General features: G+C 66.3%; 13 protein-coding genes and 1 pseudogene. 8 read left to right on the forward strand and 6 right to left on the reverse strand.

Going from position 1 to position 16,238, the window contains the following annotated elements; all coding sequences use genetic code 11:
- The first annotated feature begins 1 nt into the window (after window position 1).
- The 3 genes from ACCQ12_RS13815 to rapZ are packed head-to-tail and all read left to right on the forward strand — an operon-like array spanning window position 2 to window position 2,276.
- On the forward strand, window positions 2-460 hold the full coding sequence (locus tag ACCQ12_RS13815; protein WP_372381985.1) for a PTS sugar transporter subunit IIA: 459 nt from the start codon (window positions 2-4) through the stop codon (window positions 458-460).
- Complete coding sequence (hprK, locus tag ACCQ12_RS13820; protein ID WP_005993219.1) at window positions 457-1,407, forward strand: HPr(Ser) kinase/phosphatase; 951 nt, start codon at window positions 457-459, stop codon at window positions 1,405-1,407. Before ACCQ12_RS13815 ends, hprK begins: the two co-directional genes overlap by 4 nt.
- Entirely contained in the window at window positions 1,404-2,276 is an 873-nt protein-coding gene (gene rapZ / locus ACCQ12_RS13825; RefSeq protein ID WP_039409288.1) for an RNase adapter RapZ, read from the forward strand. Before hprK ends, rapZ begins: the two co-directional genes overlap by 4 nt.
- A gap of 433 nt (window positions 2,277-2,709) precedes the next feature.
- On the opposite strand, the pseudogene ACCQ12_RS13830 reads toward rapZ, so the two are convergent.
- Window positions 2,710-2,967 (reverse strand): annotated as a pseudogene (locus ACCQ12_RS13830) (hypothetical protein); the annotation flags it as partial.
- Between ACCQ12_RS13830 and ACCQ12_RS13835 the strand changes: the two are divergent.
- From ACCQ12_RS13835 to ACCQ12_RS13855, 5 genes are all read left to right on the forward strand, one after another.
- On the forward strand, window positions 2,851-3,174 hold the full coding sequence (locus tag ACCQ12_RS13835) for a PTS sugar transporter subunit IIA (RefSeq protein WP_355508476.1): 324 nt from the start codon (window positions 2,851-2,853) through the stop codon (window positions 3,172-3,174). The pseudogene ACCQ12_RS13830 and the gene ACCQ12_RS13835 overlap by 117 nt on opposite strands.
- A complete protein-coding gene (locus tag ACCQ12_RS13840; RefSeq protein ID WP_039409292.1) occupies window positions 3,167-3,436 on the forward strand; it encodes an HPr family phosphocarrier protein in 270 nt (89 codons plus the stop codon). The genes ACCQ12_RS13835 and ACCQ12_RS13840 overlap by 8 nt, the downstream gene beginning before the upstream one ends.
- Before the next feature lie 58 nt (window positions 3,437-3,494).
- Window positions 3,495-5,234 (forward strand): phosphoenolpyruvate--protein phosphotransferase, encoded by a 1,740-nt coding sequence (gene ptsP / locus ACCQ12_RS13845; protein WP_047693858.1) that lies wholly within the window; start codon window positions 3,495-3,497, stop codon window positions 5,232-5,234.
- 300 nt (window positions 5,235-5,534) lie between these two features.
- A complete protein-coding gene (gene mgtE, locus ACCQ12_RS13850; RefSeq protein WP_039409298.1) occupies window positions 5,535-6,896 on the forward strand; it encodes a magnesium transporter in 1,362 nt (453 codons plus the stop codon).
- 196 nt (window positions 6,897-7,092) lie between these two features.
- Window positions 7,093-7,830, forward strand: a complete 738-nt coding sequence (locus ACCQ12_RS13855; protein WP_372383618.1) for a carboxylesterase family protein — start codon at window positions 7,093-7,095, stop codon at window positions 7,828-7,830.
- A gap of 146 nt (window positions 7,831-7,976) precedes the next feature.
- Here the strand turns inward: ACCQ12_RS13855 and cydB are convergent, their stop codons facing one another.
- From cydB to ACCQ12_RS13880, 5 genes are all read right to left on the reverse strand, one after another.
- Complete coding sequence (cydB, locus tag ACCQ12_RS13860; protein WP_047693860.1) at window positions 7,977-8,993, reverse strand: cytochrome d ubiquinol oxidase subunit II; 1,017 nt, start codon at window positions 8,991-8,993, stop codon at window positions 7,977-7,979.
- Window positions 8,993-10,393, reverse strand: a complete 1,401-nt coding sequence (locus tag ACCQ12_RS13865) for a cytochrome ubiquinol oxidase subunit I (protein ID WP_047693861.1) — start codon at window positions 10,391-10,393, stop codon at window positions 8,993-8,995. Before ACCQ12_RS13865 ends, cydB begins: the two co-directional genes overlap by 1 nt.
- A gap of 961 nt (window positions 10,394-11,354) precedes the next feature.
- On the reverse strand, window positions 11,355-12,743 hold the full coding sequence (locus tag ACCQ12_RS13870; RefSeq protein ID WP_372381986.1) for an amino acid permease: 1,389 nt from the start codon (window positions 12,741-12,743) through the stop codon (window positions 11,355-11,357).
- A 277-nt stretch (window positions 12,744-13,020) separates the two neighbouring features.
- Entirely contained in the window at window positions 13,021-14,082 is a 1,062-nt protein-coding gene (locus tag ACCQ12_RS13875; RefSeq protein ID WP_372381987.1) for a pectate lyase family protein, read from the reverse strand.
- A 909-nt stretch (window positions 14,083-14,991) separates the two neighbouring features.
- The gene (locus ACCQ12_RS13880; RefSeq protein ID WP_372381988.1) at window positions 14,992-15,933 is read right to left on the reverse strand and encodes a proline iminopeptidase-family hydrolase; all 942 of its coding nucleotides are present in this window, start codon (window positions 15,931-15,933) and stop codon (window positions 14,992-14,994) included.
- Between the last annotated feature and the right edge of the window lie 305 nt (window positions 15,934-16,238).

Raw genomic sequence — 16,238 nt, forward strand, 5'->3', positions numbered from 1 at the left:
CATGCCTTTAACCGATCTGATGGCGGCCGTGCGCACCGTGGTGTCGCCGGCCGCCGATCGCGACACCGTCCTGCACACCGCCGCCGATCTGCTGTCCTGCCGCCAGGCCGGCGCAGACGAGCTCTACGCCAACCTGTGCGAGCGCGAGGCCCTGGGCAGTACCGCCATCGGCCACGGCATCGCCATTCCGCATGGGCGCTGCCCCAATCTGACCGAACCCCGCGGCGCCTTGCTGCGGCTGGACACGCCGGTGGGCTTTGGCGGCGACGAGCCGGTGGACCTGATCTTTGCGATGGCCGTGCCTGCGCACTACACCCACCAGCATCTGATGCTGTTGTCGGAACTGGCCGAGCGCTTTTCCGATGCCGACTTCCGCCAGCAATTGCGCGCAGCGCCCAATGCCGATGCCCTGCTCGCGTTGCTGACCGAGGTCCCGCCACCACAGGCCAGCGCGGCATGAATACCAGCATCACCGCACGCGAGTTGTTCGACCAGCAGCGCGACAAGCTGGCGCTGCGCTGGGTCGCCGGGCAGAAGGGCGAGCACCGCGAGATCCAGGCCGGCAGCAACAATGCGCGGCGCCCGTCGCTGGCCGGGTATCTCAACGTGATCTACCCCAACAAGGTGCAGATCCTGGGCACCGAGGAACTGGCCTGGCTGGATTCGCTGGATGCGCGGCAGCGCTGGGAAACCATCGAGAAGATCATCCAGGTACAGCCGCTGGCGCTGGCGATCAGCAAGAACCAGTCCTGCCCGGAAGACCTGCGCGCGGCGGCCGACGAATCCAATACGCCGCTGTGGATCTCGCCCAAGCGCGGCCACGAACTGCTCAACCACCTGTCCTACCACCTGGCGCGCACGCTGGCGCCGCGGGTCACGTTGCATGGTGTGTTCATGGAGATCTATTCGATCGGCGTGCTGATCACCGGTGAAGCCGGCTCGGGTAAGAGCGAGCTGGCGCTGGAACTGCTCAGCCGTGGTCACCGGCTGGTGGCCGACGACGCGCCGGAGTTCACCCAGATCGCCCCCGACGTGCTCGACGGCACCTGCCCGGAACTGCTGCAGGACCTGCTGGAAGTGCGCGGCCTGGGCGTGTTGAACGTGCGCGACATGTTCGGCGACACCGCGGTGAAGAAGAACAAGTACCTGCGCCTGATCGTGCACCTGACCCGGCCGATGACCGAGCCCACGCCGTCCGGCTACGAGCGCCTGACCGGCGATTCCGGCAGCCGCCACGTACTGGATCTGGACGTGCCGTTGATCACCCTGCCGGTGATGCCCGGCCGCAACCTGGCCGTGCTCACCGAGGCGGCCACCCGGCTGCATATCCTGCGCACCAAGGGCATCGACCCGGCGGCGATGTTCATCGCCCGCCACAGCAACCTGCTGGAGCGACGCACGCCATGAGTATCGCGCCCTCCACGCTGATGATCGTGAGCGGGCTGTCCGGCTCGGGCAAATCGGTCGCGCTGAAGACCTTCGAGGATCTGGACTATTACTGCTCGGACAACCTGCCGGTGGAGTTGCTGCCGGACTTCGTCAAGAGCCGCCTGCGTGGCAACCCGCTCGGCGACCAGCGGCTGGCGGTGGGCATCGACGTACGCAGCCGCAGCGACCTGACCCAGCTGGCGCAATGGCGCCAGGCCGCGCAGGAATACGGCATCGAGGCGCGGCTGCTGTTTTTCGAGGCCAGCGACGAGGCGTTGATCAAGCGCTACGCCGACACCCGGCGCCGCCATCCCTTGAGCCATCTTGGCCTGGCCTTGCCGGAAGCGATCACCCGCGAGCGCCAGTTGACCGAACCGCTGCGACTGCAGGCCGATGCCATCATCGACACCAGTACGCTCAACGTGCATCAGCTGCGCCGCCGTGTGGTGACCGAGTTTGCGCTCGGCTCCAATGATCGCCTGTCGCTGTTGTTCGAATCGTTCGCCTACAAGCGCGGCGTACCCGCCGAAGCCGACTTCGTGTTCGATGCGCGCGTGCTGCCCAATCCGCACTGGGACCCGGAGCTGCGCCCGCTCACCGGCCGCGATGCCGCGGTGCGCGAGTATCTGGACAAGGAAGCCGACGTGCAGCGTTACAGCGCGCAGATCGTGGACCTGCTCGACACCTGGCTGCCGCGCTTGCGCAACGACACCCGCAGCTACGTGACCATCGCCTTCGGCTGTACCGGTGGCAAGCACCGCTCGGTCTACATGGCCGAACGCATGGCCCGGCATGCGCGCGAGCAGGGTTGGCCGGAAGTGGCGACGTTTCATCGCGAGCAGGACTGAAATTCCGGGATTCGGGATTCGGGATTCGGGAATCGGGAATCGTTACAGCGGCATTCTGCGAACTGTGTGTGCTGCAGCCACGTTGAGAGAGTGCTTTTTGCAGTGCCTTAGTGTGGGGTGCGATTGCGTGCGGATGGCTTGCGGCTGATGGGCGCTATGCCGGGCGACAACGTTGCACCTGACGCGACTGACTCAGCGACGTCCCAACGCCGCGTGCCGTGTCTGTTCAATCCCCACGCAACACGGCACGACGAACGCGGCGGCGGCGTGTCGGACTGCATGACCACACCGCTGCCGGTCGCCGCGGCAACAGCAGCGCCCGCTTGTGCAGTTGGCCATATTGCTGGCGCTGTGCATGTCGCGGAGCAGTGCCGCACGTTGCGACGCGCTCACGGTATCGGTGCAGCGGAGTCGCTGCAGCGGTCCTAAACGGCTATTCAGTTCGCAACACATCGGTGCGGGCAAACGCTATCGCGCGGTCATGCTGACCTGTTAACGTTTCGGCATGGCCTGTGGCATTCTCCTCATTACCCATCCCGGCATCGGCGCGGCGTTGTTGAACGTGGCGACGGGGCTGTTGCGGCATTTGCCGCTGAAGACCGAAGCGTTCGATGTGCCGTTCGATGCAGACCTGGACGCGTTGTTGCCCCAGGCCTCGGCGGCGATGCGCCGGGTCGACGGCGGCGACGGCGTGCTGGTCATGACCGACCTGTATGGCGCCAGCCCCAGCAATCTCGCCAGCCGGTTGGCCAAGCTGGGCACGCCGGTTCGCCGCGTGTCCGCGTTGAGCCTGCCGATGCTGCTGCGGGTGATGAATTACCCCGAACAAGGTTTGCAGGAGCTGCCCGCCACTGCGGCGGCCGGTACCCGCAACGGAGCGATCATCGACGATGCTTGAACGCGAACTCATTGTGTCCAACCGACTCGGACTGCATGCGCGGGCAACCGCCAAGCTGGTGCAGACGCTGTCGTCCTATCGCAGCAACGCCACGCTGGCGGCCAAGGGCCGCGAAGTGAATGCCAAGAGCATCATGGGCGTGATGCTGCTCGCCGCCGGGCAAGGCACCAGCGTGGTGGTGCGGCTGGATGGCGAAGACGAAGCGCAGGCCTTGCAGGCGCTGGTGGAGTTGTTCGAGCGTCGTTTCGACGAGGACAGCTGAGCATGCGCGGCGTCGGTGCGGTTGCAGCCGACACGGCGCCAGCGCGCCAGGCACGCGCATGAGCCTGCGTTTGCGCGGACACGGCGCCTCGCGCGGCAATGCACTCGGGCGTGCGCGCGTGCGCCAGAGCCACACCCTGGAAGTGGCCGAACAACGCGTGCCTGCCAACCAGGTGGAAACGCAGTTGCAGCGCCTGCACACGGCCATCGAATCGGCACGGGTCGAGATGCAGCAACTGCGCGACCGCCTGCACGGCGCGCTGGCGCGCGAGGTAGGTGAATTTCTCGAGCTGCATGCCTTGTTGCTGGACGACCCGGAGCTGCTGCAGGGGCTGGACGAGCTGATCCGCACGCACCGCTATAGCGCCGACTATGCCTTGCGCGTGCAACGCGACCGCCTGGCGGCGGTGTTCGACGGCATGGAGGATGCCTACCTCAAGAGCCGCATGGACGACCTGGATCACGTCATCGGCCGCATCCATGCATTCCTGCACAAGCGTGCCCCCGACCTCAAAGGCGTGGCCGGCGAGATCCTGGTCTGCGACAACGTGGCGCCGTCCGAACTGGCACAGCTGCAGGCCCAGGGCGTGGTCGGCATCGTCACCACCGCCGGTAGCGCGCTGTCGCATAGCGCGATCCTGGCGCGCAGCCTGCACCTGCCGCTGGTGGTGGGAGTCAGCGACGCCGTCCAGCGCATCGACGATGGCGATGTGTTGATCGTCGATGCCGGCTCCGGCCAGGTGATCGTCGACCCCACCCCCGAGCATCTGCGCGATTACCGCGAGCGGCTGCGCGCGTTGGCCAAGGAGCAACGCGAACTCGGGCGGCTGCGCTCCAAGCCCACGCGCACCCGCGACAACGTCGATATCACCCTGCTGGCCAATGCAGAATCGCTGGAAGACGTCGCGCGTGCGCATGCGCTGGGCGCCAGCGGGCTGGGGCTGTATCGCACCGAATTCCTGTTCCTGCAGCGCAACGAGCTGCCGGACGAAGACGAACAGTTCCAGACCTATCGCGACACGGTACTGGGCATGAGCGGCCGCCCGGTCACCATCCGCACGCTGGACCTGGGCGCCGACAAGGCCGACCGCACCGGGCTGACCCTGAGCGACGAGGACAACCCGGCGCTGGGCCTGCGCGGCGTGCGGCTGTCGCTGGCCCGCCCTGCGGTGGCGCAGGCGCAGCTGCGCGCGATCCTGCGTGCGTCCGGCTACGGGCAGGTGCGCATCCTGGTGCCAATGGTCAGCGGCCGCGAAGAAATCCAGTTGCTGCGCAAGCAACTGAAAAAGCTCGCCGCGCAGCTGCGCGATGAGGGCCACGAGATTGCCGAGCACATTCCGCTGGGCGCGATGATCGAAGTACCGGCAGCGGCGTTGGCGCTGGACTGCTTCATCGACGACATCGATTTCCTGTCGATCGGCACCAACGATCTGGTGCAGTACCTGCTGGCGGTGGATCGCAACAACGAAGCCCTGGGCGAACTGTATTCGCCGCTGCACCCGGCGGTGCTGCGGCTGATTGCGCAGGTCATCGCCACCGGGCGCGCCTACGGCAAGCCGGTGGCGGTGTGCGGTGAAATCGCCGGCGACCCGCGTTTCGTGCCGATGTTGCTGGCGTTGGGACTGACCGAATTCAGCCTGCATCCGGCCACCTTGCTGGAAGTGCGCCGCGCGGTACGCGACATCCATCTGGGCGAGCTGCGCGTGCATGGCGAGAAATTGCTGCGCGCGCGCGACCGCAAGAGCATCGAGAAGTGGCTGGCCGTCATCGCACAGGGCGGCAGCTGCAAAAGCAGCTAGACCAGCGCTGCTGCACGTCCTTCTCCCGCGTGCGGGGGAAGGTGCCCGCAGCGCGGATGTGGGCGCTGCGCCGATCATCGACCTGGCAATCAATCACCGGTCAATGCTGACAGCCAACTCGGGTTCGTCGTGGCTGCACGCAGCGTTTGCCAAGCGCACCAGCAAGCCGGCAGCGCCGATCGACCGTCCGCAAGCGCGCCGGCACTGTATGTTTCGTCACCATGCGCAAGCGATAATGCCGTGCTGACCCAGCACCGCGTCTTCCACTGACGGCGCGTCCACTCTTCCGGGGAGCCGCGCATGGCCGAAGCCGTCCGCCACGACAAGACTGCGCGCCAGCTGCGATTGCTGTCCGACGCGCTGGACAGCGGGCGCCTGGGACCAGTGCGCCGGCTGGTCAATACGCTGGCGCCGGCGGAGATCGGCAACCTGCTCGAATCGCTGCCGCCCGGCAAGCGTGAAGTGGTGTGGGGGCTGGTCGACCCGGAGGACGATGGCGAGGTGCTGCTGCACGTCGGCGACGAAGTCCGCGAGAGCCTGCTGGCCGACATGGACCCGGACGAGATCGTGGCCGCGGTCGAAGACCTGGACATCGACGATCTGGCCAACCTGGTCGAGGATCTGCCCGACACCGTCATCGACGAAGTGCTCAAGTCGATGGACCGCGAGAACCGCGAACGGCTGGAGCAGGTGCTGTCGTATCCGGAAGACACCGCCGGCCGCCTGATGAACCCGGACGTGGTCACGGTGCGCGCCGACGTCAATGTCGATGTGGTGCTGCGCTACCTGCGCCTGCGCGGCGAGCTGCCCGACCACACCGATCACCTGTATGTGGTGAGCCGGCGCCACCAGTACCTGGGCCGCGTACCGCTGGCCGCGCTGGTGACCCACGAAGACAGCACGCCGGTCAACCGGCTGATCGACGACGAGCAGCCGGCCATCGATGTGGGCGATGGCGCCGAAGAAGTCGCGCGGCGCTTCTCCGACCACGACTGGATCTCTGCGCCGGTGGTGGACGACAACAACATCCTGCTTGGCCGCATCACCATCGATGACGTGGTCGACATCATCCGCGAGCAGGCCGAACACCAGGCCATGAGTGCGGCCGGTCTGGACGAAGACGAGGACATGTTCAGCCCGGCGCGGCGTGCGTTTCGCCGCCGCCTGATCTGGCTGGGCATCAATCTGTGCACCGCGTTCCTGGCCTCCAGCGTGGTCAGCCGCTTCGAGGGCACCATCGAAAAACTGGTGGCGCTGGCGGCGCTGATGCCGATCGTGGCCGGCATGGGCGGCAACGCCGGCACCCAGGTCCTGGCACTGATGGTGCGCGGCCTGGCGCTTGGCCAGATCGGCTCGTCCAACGTAATGACCCTGCTCAAGAAGGAACTCACCGTCGCATTGATCAACGGCCTGTGCCTGGGCGTGGGGCTTGGATTGATCGTGCTGGCCTGGTTCCGGCAACCGATGCTGTCGCTGGTGATCGGCACCGCGCTGACCGCGAACATGCTCACCGCTGCGTTCGGCGGCGTGCTGGTGCCGGTGACGCTCAAACGCCTGGGCTTCGATCCGGCATTGGCCGGTGGCGTGATCCTGACCACCCTGACCGATGTGATGGGCTTCCTGAGCTTTCTCGGCCTGGCCACGTTGGTGCTGCTGCCGTGAGCGCAGGCACGTGAGCACGTGCGCGTGACGCCTGGACGCCGGTCGCCGGTCGCCGGTCGCCGGTCGCCGCAGCGCGACGTGCCAGTGCGGATGCATGCGGTGATACTGCAGCACTGTGATCGATGGGGAGTAGTGCGTGATCGTTCGTTGCCTGGTGGTGGGAATCCTGGCGCTGGTGCTTGCCGGCTGCTCCAGCATGGCTGAGCGCCGGCATGACGGCCGGCGCGGCCACTTCGTCACCCGCACCTTGCAGCTGGAGGGCCGGCTGTATCGCTACCAGGTGTTCGTGCCGGCGGCCAGCGCGCCGCAGCCGCGGCCGATCGTGTTGTTCCTGCACGGCTCGGGCGAACGCGGCGACAACGGCCGCGACCAGGCCGAGGTGGGCCTGGGCCCGTACCTGAGCGAACACGGCGCCGACTTCCCTGCGCTGGTGGTGTTGCCGCAGGTGCCCGAAAACGAAGAATGGCTGGGCATCAACGCGCGCATGGCGATCGCGGCACTCGATGCAGCCAGCACCGAGTTCGCTGCCGACCCGCAACGCACCTACCTCACCGGCATTTCGATGGGCGGCTATGGCGCCTGGGAAATCGGGCTGATGCAGCCGCAGCGGTTTGCCGCAATCGTGCCGATCTGCGGCGCGCTCAAGGCGCCGCGCGATGAGCGCCGCACGCTGTACGTCAGCCTGGTGCTCAAGGAAGCCGACCCGTACACGGCGGCAGTCAGCCAGCTCAGGCACGTGCCGATCTGGACCTTCCATGGCGCCAAGGACACCGCCGTGCCGCCGCACGACGACCGCGCCCTGTATCGCGCGGCCAAGGGCATCGGCGCCAACCTGCGCTACAGCGAATATCCCGAAGGCAGCCACAACGTGTGGGACACGACCTACGCCGACCCGGCCATGTGGACGTGGATGTTCGCGCAGCGGCTGCGCTGAACACCGCTGCATGTGAGCCTGGCGCAGGCCGGCGCTGGCCGATCACCCTGCGCCGCCGCGCATGCAAACCGCTCGCCCCGTGGTGTGCGCGGCGCCTGTGACCAGGGATGCGCACGGCCCGCACGCACGGCGTCGAGCGCAGGCAATCAATGGTGGTAGCCGGTGTCGGCGGTGATCTTGCCGCGGAACACGCGATACGACCACACCGTGTAGCCCAGCACCAGCGGCAGCAGCATGACCAGCCCTACCATGGCGAACAGCTGCGATGACGGCGGCGCGGCGGCCTGCCAGAGGGTGTAGACCGGCGGCACCAGGTACGGCCACATGCCCAGCACCAGGCCCAGGAAGCCGAGCACGAACAGGCCCATGGCCAGCAGGAACGGCGGCGTGTCCGCACGCCCGGCATCGCATGAGCGCCACAGCGCATACCCCACCACGGCCACCAGCACCGGCACCGGCAGCAACCACAGGTAATGCGCGCCGGCGAACCAGCGCTCCATCACATGCGACTGCAACGACGGCAGCCAGGCGCTGACCAGGCCGATGAAGACCAGCACGCTGATGGTCAACGGCCGGGTGAGCTGACGCGCGAGCTGCTGCACGTGGCCTTCGGTCTTGAGGATCAGCCAGGTGCTGCCGAGCAAGGCATAGCCGAACACCAGCGCCGCGCCGGTCAGCATCGCGAACGGGCTGAACCAGCCCCAGATGCCGCCGACATAGCGGTCGTTCTCGATCGGCAAGCCCTGCACCAGCGCGCCGAGGATCACACCCTGGGCGAAGGCGGCCAGGATCGAGCCACCCGCAAAGGCATTGCTCCACAACCGCCGCGACCGCTGCGCCTTGAAGCGGAACTCGAACGCCACGCCGCGGAATACCAGTGCCATCACCATCAGCAACACCGGCAGGTACAGCGCCGACAGGATCACCGCGTACGCCTTCGGAAACGCCGCCAGCAGCCCTGCCCCGCCCAGCACCAGCCAGGTTTCGTTGCCGTCCCAGATCGGCGCGGCGGTGTTCATCATCAGGTCCAGCTGCTGCTCGTCGCGGCGAAACGGCGCCAGGATGCCGATGCCGAGCACGAAGCCGTCCAGCACCACGTACATCAGCACGCCGAAGCCGATCACCGCAAACCAGGCCACCGGCAACACGGTCGTCATGTCCATCATGCAGCTCCGTCGATTGGTGCATCGGCCGCCGACAGCGGGCGCGCCGGCGTGTGTTCGCCATGGTCCAGGTGCGGTGCGTCGGCGTGCGGCGTGGGGCCCTGCTTGCCGATCTTGACCAGGTACCAGATGCCCCAGCCGAACACGAACGCGTACCCGGCCACATACACCGCCAACGAGATCGCGGTCATCCAGGCGGACTGCGGGCCGACCGCATCGGCAGTGCGCAGCAGCCCGTAGACCACATACGGCTGCCGCCCGATCTCGGTGACGAACCAGCCCGAGATCAGCGCGATGAAGCCGCTTGGCAACATCCAGCGCCAGGTCGCCAGCAACCAGCGCCACTGCACCAGCTTGCCGCGCCACCAGGCGAAGGCCGACACCCAGGCCACCAGCAGCATCAACGAGCCGATCCCGACCATGATGCGGAAGGCGAAGAACACCGGCGTCACCGGCGGGCGCTCGCTCGCCGGCACCGACGTCAGCGGTGCGATGCTGCCGTCCAGGCTATGGGTGAGAATCACACTGCCCAGGCGCGGAATCGCCAGCTCGTAGTCGTTGCGCTCGGCCTGCGCATTGGGCAGCGCAAACACCACCAGCGGGACGCCCTCGCCCGCTTCTTCGGCGTGCCAGTGCGCTTCCATCGCCGCGATCTTCATCGGCTGGTGCTTGAGCGTATTCAAGCCGTGCATGTCGCCGACGAAGATCTGCAGCGGCACGGTGATGGCGGCAAACGCCACCGCCAGCTTGAGCATGCGCAGCCCGGCGTCGCGATGCACGCCGCGATGCAGGTACCACGCCCCCACCGCGCCCACCACGAAGCAGGTGGTGATGAACGAGCCCAGCGCCATATGCGCCAAGCGGTACGGAAACGACGGATTGAAGATGATCTTCACCCAGTCCGCCGGATGCACGATGCCGTTGATCACCTCGTAGCCGGCCGGCGTCTGCAACCAGCTGTTGGAGGAAAGAATCCAGAACGTAGAGATCAAGGTGCCCAGCGCCACCATGCAGGTGGCGAAGAAATGCAGGCGCTCGGACACGCGCCCCCATCCGAACATCATCACGCCCAGGAAGCTGGCTTCGAGAAAGAACGCGGTGAGCACTTCGTAGCTCAACAGCGGGCCGATCACCCCGCCGGCAATGCGGCTCAGCTCCGGCCAGTTGGCGCCGAACTGGAACGCCATCACGATGCCGCTGACCACGCCCATGCCGAACGACACGGCGAAGATCTTCTGCCAGAAAAAATACAGCTCGCGCCACACCGGCCGGCGGGTACGCAGCCAGCGCCATTCCAGAAATGCCAGCAGGCTGGAGAGCCCGATGGTGAAGGCCGGAAACAGCACGTGGAACGCGATGACGAACCCGAACTGGATCCGCGACAACAGCAGAGCGTCCATGGAGAGCCCTCCAGGAAAGTGGGGTTAACCGTCAGCGTGCAGGTCGCACATCGATCGCCGGTAGACGCTGCGGTGGTCGATGTGGCGCTGCTGCGCTACGTGATAATGATAGGGACGGTCGGGCCCGTTCCCGATGCGACACGGCGTCGCATCTGCGGCAAAACGTCGCTTGTGCGCTTTGGAGCGTCTGACAAATTACGTTATGCCGGTCTGCTGTGGGCCGGCTGATCTGCGGCTTGGCTGAGGGACGCTGATCCGCGGCTTGGCTGCAGGGCCCTTGCCCGCCCACCATCGCAGGACACGCCGTGAATCCGTCCCTGGAGGCTCTGGCGCGGCATCCATGCCGCTCAAGGTCCTGCGACGGTGGGCGGGCAAGGACCAGTGGAGATGGTCGGCGTGCATGGTTTTCAACGAGTAACCGGCAAGCTGCGACGCACGCCTCGCTCTTCAACAAAACCGCCAGCCAACTATCTGGTGCGGTGTCCTTACCGATTGCGGGACCGTTGGCGGCATGGATGCCGCCACCGAGCCCCCATGGATGGGTTAACGGCGTGTCCCGCGAGCGGTGAGGGCACCGCGCCCTCGACCGACGCTGCACGTTTGCTGCAGGGCCCTTGCCCGCCTACCATCGCAGGACACGCCGTGAATCCGTCCCTGGAGGCTCTGGCGCGGCATCCATGCCGCTCAAGGTCCCGCGACGGTGGGCGGGCAAGGACCAGTCGAAATGGTCGGTGTGCATGGTTTTCAACGAGCAACCGGCAAGCCACGACGCGCTCTTCGTTCTTCAATAGACCACCAGCAAGCTGTCTGATGCGGCCTCCTTGCCGATTGCGGGGTGGGCTTACGGCCTGTCCCGCAAGCGGTGAGAGCACTGCGCGCTCATTCACTCAGCGTTCGACGCTGGACCTACCCGCGCCGCGCCATCGCGCGCCAGCGCGCTGCAACTAAACGGTATGGCTGTTTAGTGCTGGCGACGGATCCGCCGTGCGAGCTCGCTGACCAACGCAATCGCTACGGTCAAACCGACCATCGACAGGAACTGCGCGCGGGTGTCGGGCGAGCTGGCCAGCAGCACGAAGAGCACGGCCAGAATCACCAGGGCCAGCACCGTCAGAGCCGGATAGCCGCGCATGCGGAACGGCAGCGCGATGCCGTCGCGATCGGCGCGCGCGCGCAGGATCAGTTGCGACACCAGCGAAATCGTCCACACCAGCAGGCAGGTCGCGCCGACGATGTTGAGCAGCATCGGCAGCACCTTGTTCGGATACAGCATTTCCAGCGCGGCTGCGGCAAAGCCGAACAGCACACTGGCGATCACCGCCACCAGCGGCACCTGCTCGCCACTGGTCCTGGCGAGCAGGCGCGGCGCTTCGCCGCGCTGCGCCAGCGAGAAGATCATGCGCGAGGCGCCGTACAGGTTGGCATTGAGCGCCGACAGCAGCGCCACCACGGCCACCAAGGTGATGGCGGTGGCCGCACCGGGGATGCGCGCCACTTCCAGCACCGCCGCAAACGGCGAGCTCAGCGCCGTGCTGGTCCACGGCACCACCGCCACGATCACGCTGATCGAGCCGATGTAGAACACCAGGATGCGCCAGGCCACGGTGCGAATCGTGCGTGCCAGGCTGCGCCCCGGGTCGGCCGTCTCCGCCGCCGCCACGGCCACGATCTCGGTGCCGCCGAACGCGAACACCACCACCAGCAAGGCCGCACCCACACCCGCCAGGCCCTTGGGCGCAAATCCACCGTTCTGGGTGAAATTGGACAGCCCCGGCGAGGCCACACCGGGCAACCAGCCCGCCAGCAAGGCCATGCCGATCAGCAGGAACACCACGATCGCCACGACCTTGAGGATGGCGAACCAGAATTCGAACTCACCAAAATTGCGCACGCCCAACAGATTGATCGCGGTGAACGTGGCCATGAACAGCGAGGCCAGCAGTGGCACCGGCAGGGACGGCCAGACCGTCGCCAGCAAGCCCGCTGCGCCAACCGCTTCTGCCGCGATCACCACCACGATCTGCAACCACCACAGCCAGCCCACCGTGGCGCCGGCGGTCGGGCCCATCGCATCGGCCGCATAGACCGAAAAAGCGCCGCTGGCCGGCTTGGCGGCCGCCATCTCGCCCAGCGCATTCATCACGATGATCACCAGCGCCCCGGCAATCAGGTAGGACACCAGTACCGCCGGCCCCGCCGCATGGATGCCGACCCCCGAACCCAGAAACAGCCCGGCGCCGATTGCCGTGCCCAGGCCCATCATCATCAATTGCCGGGGTTTGAGCGCATGGCGCAGGGCAGGCGCGGCGGTCGAAGCGTTCTGGGCAACAGGATCGTTCGGAAGCGACATGGACGGGATTTGAGAAGTGGCAGCGCGACACGATACCGCGTCGCGACGCCTGCCGCGCCTCTTGACGGCATGCCAGCGACCGGGGTGCGGGGCGCTGCTGCACTGCAGCTTGCAGCGACGTCCCGACCGGAACCACGCGGGATCGGGGAACCGGCGCCTCACCGGCACGCGCTACGCGCCCATGACCTGAGCCCGGTCATGGCACGGCGGACGGCGGCGTTGCACAGACAAATCCCCGGGCAGGCCGGGGATCTGTCACTGCAGTACCGCGCGAACGTTACTCCGCCAGATTCTTGCCTGCGCCGGCGGTGGCAATCACCTTGGCCTTGACCTGTGCGGCCGGGGTGACGGTGTAGATGTAGCCCAGCGATTCCGGGAACACCTTGGAGCTGACCCAGTTGGTGGCATTGGCGTACGGCTTGCTGCCGTCCGGGGTGCCCCAGGTGATGCCGCTGCCGACGTAGTTGTTGATCAGGTCCCAGTAGCCGATCTCGCTGCTGTCGCGCGAGGTGACCGGGTTCTTGATGTTCTCGAAGTAGTTGGATTCGATCTTGGCCACGCCACCCATGCGCACGTTGATGCCGGACGTGAACACGTTGTTGAAGTAGTTGTTGTAGATGTGGCTCAAGCCGCGGCGCTGCAGCGGCACGCGCGACTCGACGTTTTCGAAGCGGTTGTGGTGGTAGGTGGTACGTGCGGCCGAGTTCTTGGTGTCGCTGTCGCTGTAGCCGTTGAGCGCGACCTTTTGATAGTTGTAGACGTAGTTGTAGGACACGGTGACGTGGTGCACGCCCTTCTTCATGTCGATGCCGCCATCGAAGGAGGCATCGCCGGCGCCCGAGCACTTGGTCAACGAGGCGAACACGGTGTTGTGGTCGACCCAGATCCTGGACGGCTCGCCGCTGGAGTTGCCTTCCAGCGAAATCGAATCGGCATCTTCGCCCCCTTGCAGCAGGCCGATGGTCATGTTCTGGATGATCACGTTGTGCGCGTTGCCCACCACGCGCAAGCCGAAGTTCGCTGCCGAGCCGTTCGCACCCTTGATGGTGACATCGCTCTTGTCCTTGATCTGCACGGTCTTGGCTGGCAGCTTCCACTGCGCACAGACGTCCTTGATGGTGCCGAAGTCGAACTTGCCGGTGTAGTTGAGTACCAGCCCGCCGCTGCCGGAGTAACTGTCGATGGCCGCCTGCATCGCCTCGAAGGTAGCGACATTGACCGGTGTCTTGTTGCCGCCGCCGGTGGTGGCGGCACCGTACCCGACCGGGCCGGCGATGGCGCCTGCTGCGCACGTGGACAGCGCAAGCGCGAGTGCGCCCTGGAGCATCTTGCTAATCATGCAGCCTCTCCCAAAGAAGTCGATAAGCGATGCGTGCCGTCTGCGCAGTGGCGACGACGACGACAAAGCGGGCGTGGGGGCCGCATTCTTCGCGCGATTTAAAACATAAAACAATTATCCATCTTTGAAAGTTTGACGCACCACGGTGTTCTCTTTGCAGGACATGCAAAAGAGACAGCGAGGGACAGGCAGGACAGGACACCGCTGCAGCAACGGCTGCGGTAACGCGAGCGATTGACTGCAGCGCTTATCGGCAGTGCAGATGCGACTGCAGCTTCATCAACAGCTGAAGCTGGCGCAGCTGGCAACACGGCCGGCGCACACCGCGTTGCTGCACTGCCGCGCAACCTTCACCAGCACGCACGTCGATGGATGTGCCATGCAGCCGGCGTGGATGCGTTCGACATCACCAGATCCAATCGGTGACGATGCATGAGGACCGCTTTTTTGCGACAGGCGCGCGGGACAGTGTGAGTCCGGCACCACCGCTGTGGAGCTGTCGGCATGAGGCTGCACCGGACGAGGGACGCGGACGGCCGGCGCTCGATCCGAACCGCGTTCAATCATGCACACAGCCGCTGGGGCGCAGGCCGCAGCATCAGGCAGCCCGGATACGGCCCGACCGCCAGAGGTCGGGTGGCACCCGGACTGGAATCTTGATCGGTAAAGGTGCGCGCGTTGCAGGTGGCGTGATCACTGCAGCGTCAAGCGCAGCGCAACCAGCGAACGCCCAAGGCCGCCGATCCGCCGCTGACTGATGCACTTGTGTCAGGCGCACCACGCGATTGACACCAGATGCCAGCGACACAGGTTGGATGCCAACGCCATGTTTGCGGCCGCGCACCGACGCCGACGGCGCCGTTTACCGTGCTGCCCACCAACAGGCACGCCAATGGTTGGCGCAGCCACTCACACCGCGCGACTGGCCAGCGCCGGCACGTGGGCAAGTTCGCCACCCGGCCAGGGCGTATGGTCCTCAAGGAAATCGCCCACCAGGCGCATGCAGGCGATGCGTTCTTCCACATGCGGCATGTGGCTGGAGTTGGCGAATACATGCCAGCGCGCATCGGGAATCAGGCGCGCATACGGTTCGACGGTTTCCGGCGTGGCCTCGTCATACCTGCCCGACAGCACCAGCGTCGGCACCGTGATGCGATGCAGGCGCTCGATGATGCTCCAGTTGCGCAAGCTGCCCACCACGTGGAATTCGGTCGGGCCGTTCATGGCGTGGTACACCGTCGGGTCGGCATCGATGGCGGCAAAGGTGCGCGCCACCTCGTCGGGCCACGGGACGATGCGGCACACATGCTGCGCGTAGAACACCTGGCTGGCCGCGCGGTAGGCCGGATGATCCAGCGTGCCGGCGGCTTCATGTTCGTCCAGCGCGGCCTGGACCTGCTCCGGCAAGCCGGCGCGCAGGCGCAGGGCCGCCGCACGCCACAGGCCCATCGATGCCGGCGAATTGGCGATCACCAATGCACGCAACCCACCGGGACGACGCACCGCATGTTCGGCGGCCAGCATGCCGCCCCACGACTGGCCCAGCAAGGCGTATTGCGACAGCCCCAGGTGGTCGATCAGCATTTGCAATTCATCCAGAAACAGCCCCACGCTCCAGAATCCCGGGTCGGCATTGGGCAGGTGCGTCGAACGGCCGTTGCCGAGCTGGTCGTAATGAATCACCGCGCGGCCGCCGGTGGCCAGGTCCTTGAAGCTGTCGACGTAGTCGTGCGTGCAGCCGGGCCCACCGTGAGCGATCACCAATGGGCAGGCATCGCTGCGCAGGTCACCGGTGATGCGGTACCAGGTGCGATAGCCGCGAAATTCGACATAACCTTCGGTGGACTGCATGACCTGCGCCTGCTTACGGCAATGATGAGCGCCGAGCCTAGCGAGCGGCACGGCCCGCGTTAACTGGCAAATCTCACAGGTTTGTGCGGTCGTGCCACCTCGCAGCCAGGCGGGCACGCGCCAGGTGGGCAGATGGGCAGATGGGCAGATGGGCAGGCTACAGAGACCGGAGCCGGGAGCGGCGATGCAGCCTGGCGATTGCGCGCGTCGATCGGCCAGCGTGCGTTCTGCATAAGCAGCAATCGCCGCGTGGTGCTCCACAAGTGCGGATATGCGCCTCGCGCCAGCTGCCTGGGGGCCGCCGC

It is taken from the genome of Xanthomonas sp. NCPPB 1068, from assembly GCF_041479385.2.
GTDB classification, from domain to species: Bacteria; Pseudomonadota; Gammaproteobacteria; order Xanthomonadales; family Xanthomonadaceae; genus Xanthomonas; species Xanthomonas cannabis.

Excerpts from the sequence above, each read along its gene's own strand:
- ACCQ12_RS13815 (WP_372381985.1), top strand. The coding sequence starts at position 2 with ATGCCTTTAACCGATCTGATGGCGGCCGTGCGCACCGTGGTGTCGCCG.
- hprK (WP_005993219.1), top strand. The coding sequence starts at position 457 with ATGAATACCAGCATCACCGCACGCGAGTTGTTCGACCAGCAGCGCGAC.
- rapZ (WP_039409288.1), top strand. The coding sequence starts at position 1,404 with ATGAGTATCGCGCCCTCCACGCTGATGATCGTGAGCGGGCTGTCCGGC.
- ACCQ12_RS13840 (WP_039409292.1), top strand. The coding sequence starts at position 3,167 with ATGCTTGAACGCGAACTCATTGTGTCCAACCGACTCGGACTGCATGCG.
- ptsP (WP_047693858.1), top strand. The coding sequence starts at position 3,495 with ATGAGCCTGCGTTTGCGCGGACACGGCGCCTCGCGCGGCAATGCACTC.
- mgtE (WP_039409298.1), top strand. The coding sequence starts at position 5,535 with ATGGCCGAAGCCGTCCGCCACGACAAGACTGCGCGCCAGCTGCGATTG.
- ACCQ12_RS13855 (WP_372383618.1), top strand. The coding sequence starts at position 7,093 with ATGGCTGAGCGCCGGCATGACGGCCGGCGCGGCCACTTCGTCACCCGC.
- cydB (WP_047693860.1), bottom strand. The coding sequence starts at position 8,993 with ATGGACATGACGACCGTGTTGCCGGTGGCCTGGTTTGCGGTGATCGGC.
- ACCQ12_RS13865 (WP_047693861.1), bottom strand. The coding sequence starts at position 10,393 with ATGGACGCTCTGCTGTTGTCGCGGATCCAGTTCGGGTTCGTCATCGCG.
- ACCQ12_RS13870 (WP_372381986.1), bottom strand. The coding sequence starts at position 12,743 with ATGTCGCTTCCGAACGATCCTGTTGCCCAGAACGCTTCGACCGCCGCG.
- ACCQ12_RS13875 (WP_372381987.1), bottom strand. The coding sequence starts at position 14,082 with ATGATTAGCAAGATGCTCCAGGGCGCACTCGCGCTTGCGCTGTCCACG.
- ACCQ12_RS13880 (WP_372381988.1), bottom strand. The coding sequence starts at position 15,933 with ATGCAGTCCACCGAAGGTTATGTCGAATTTCGCGGCTATCGCACCTGG.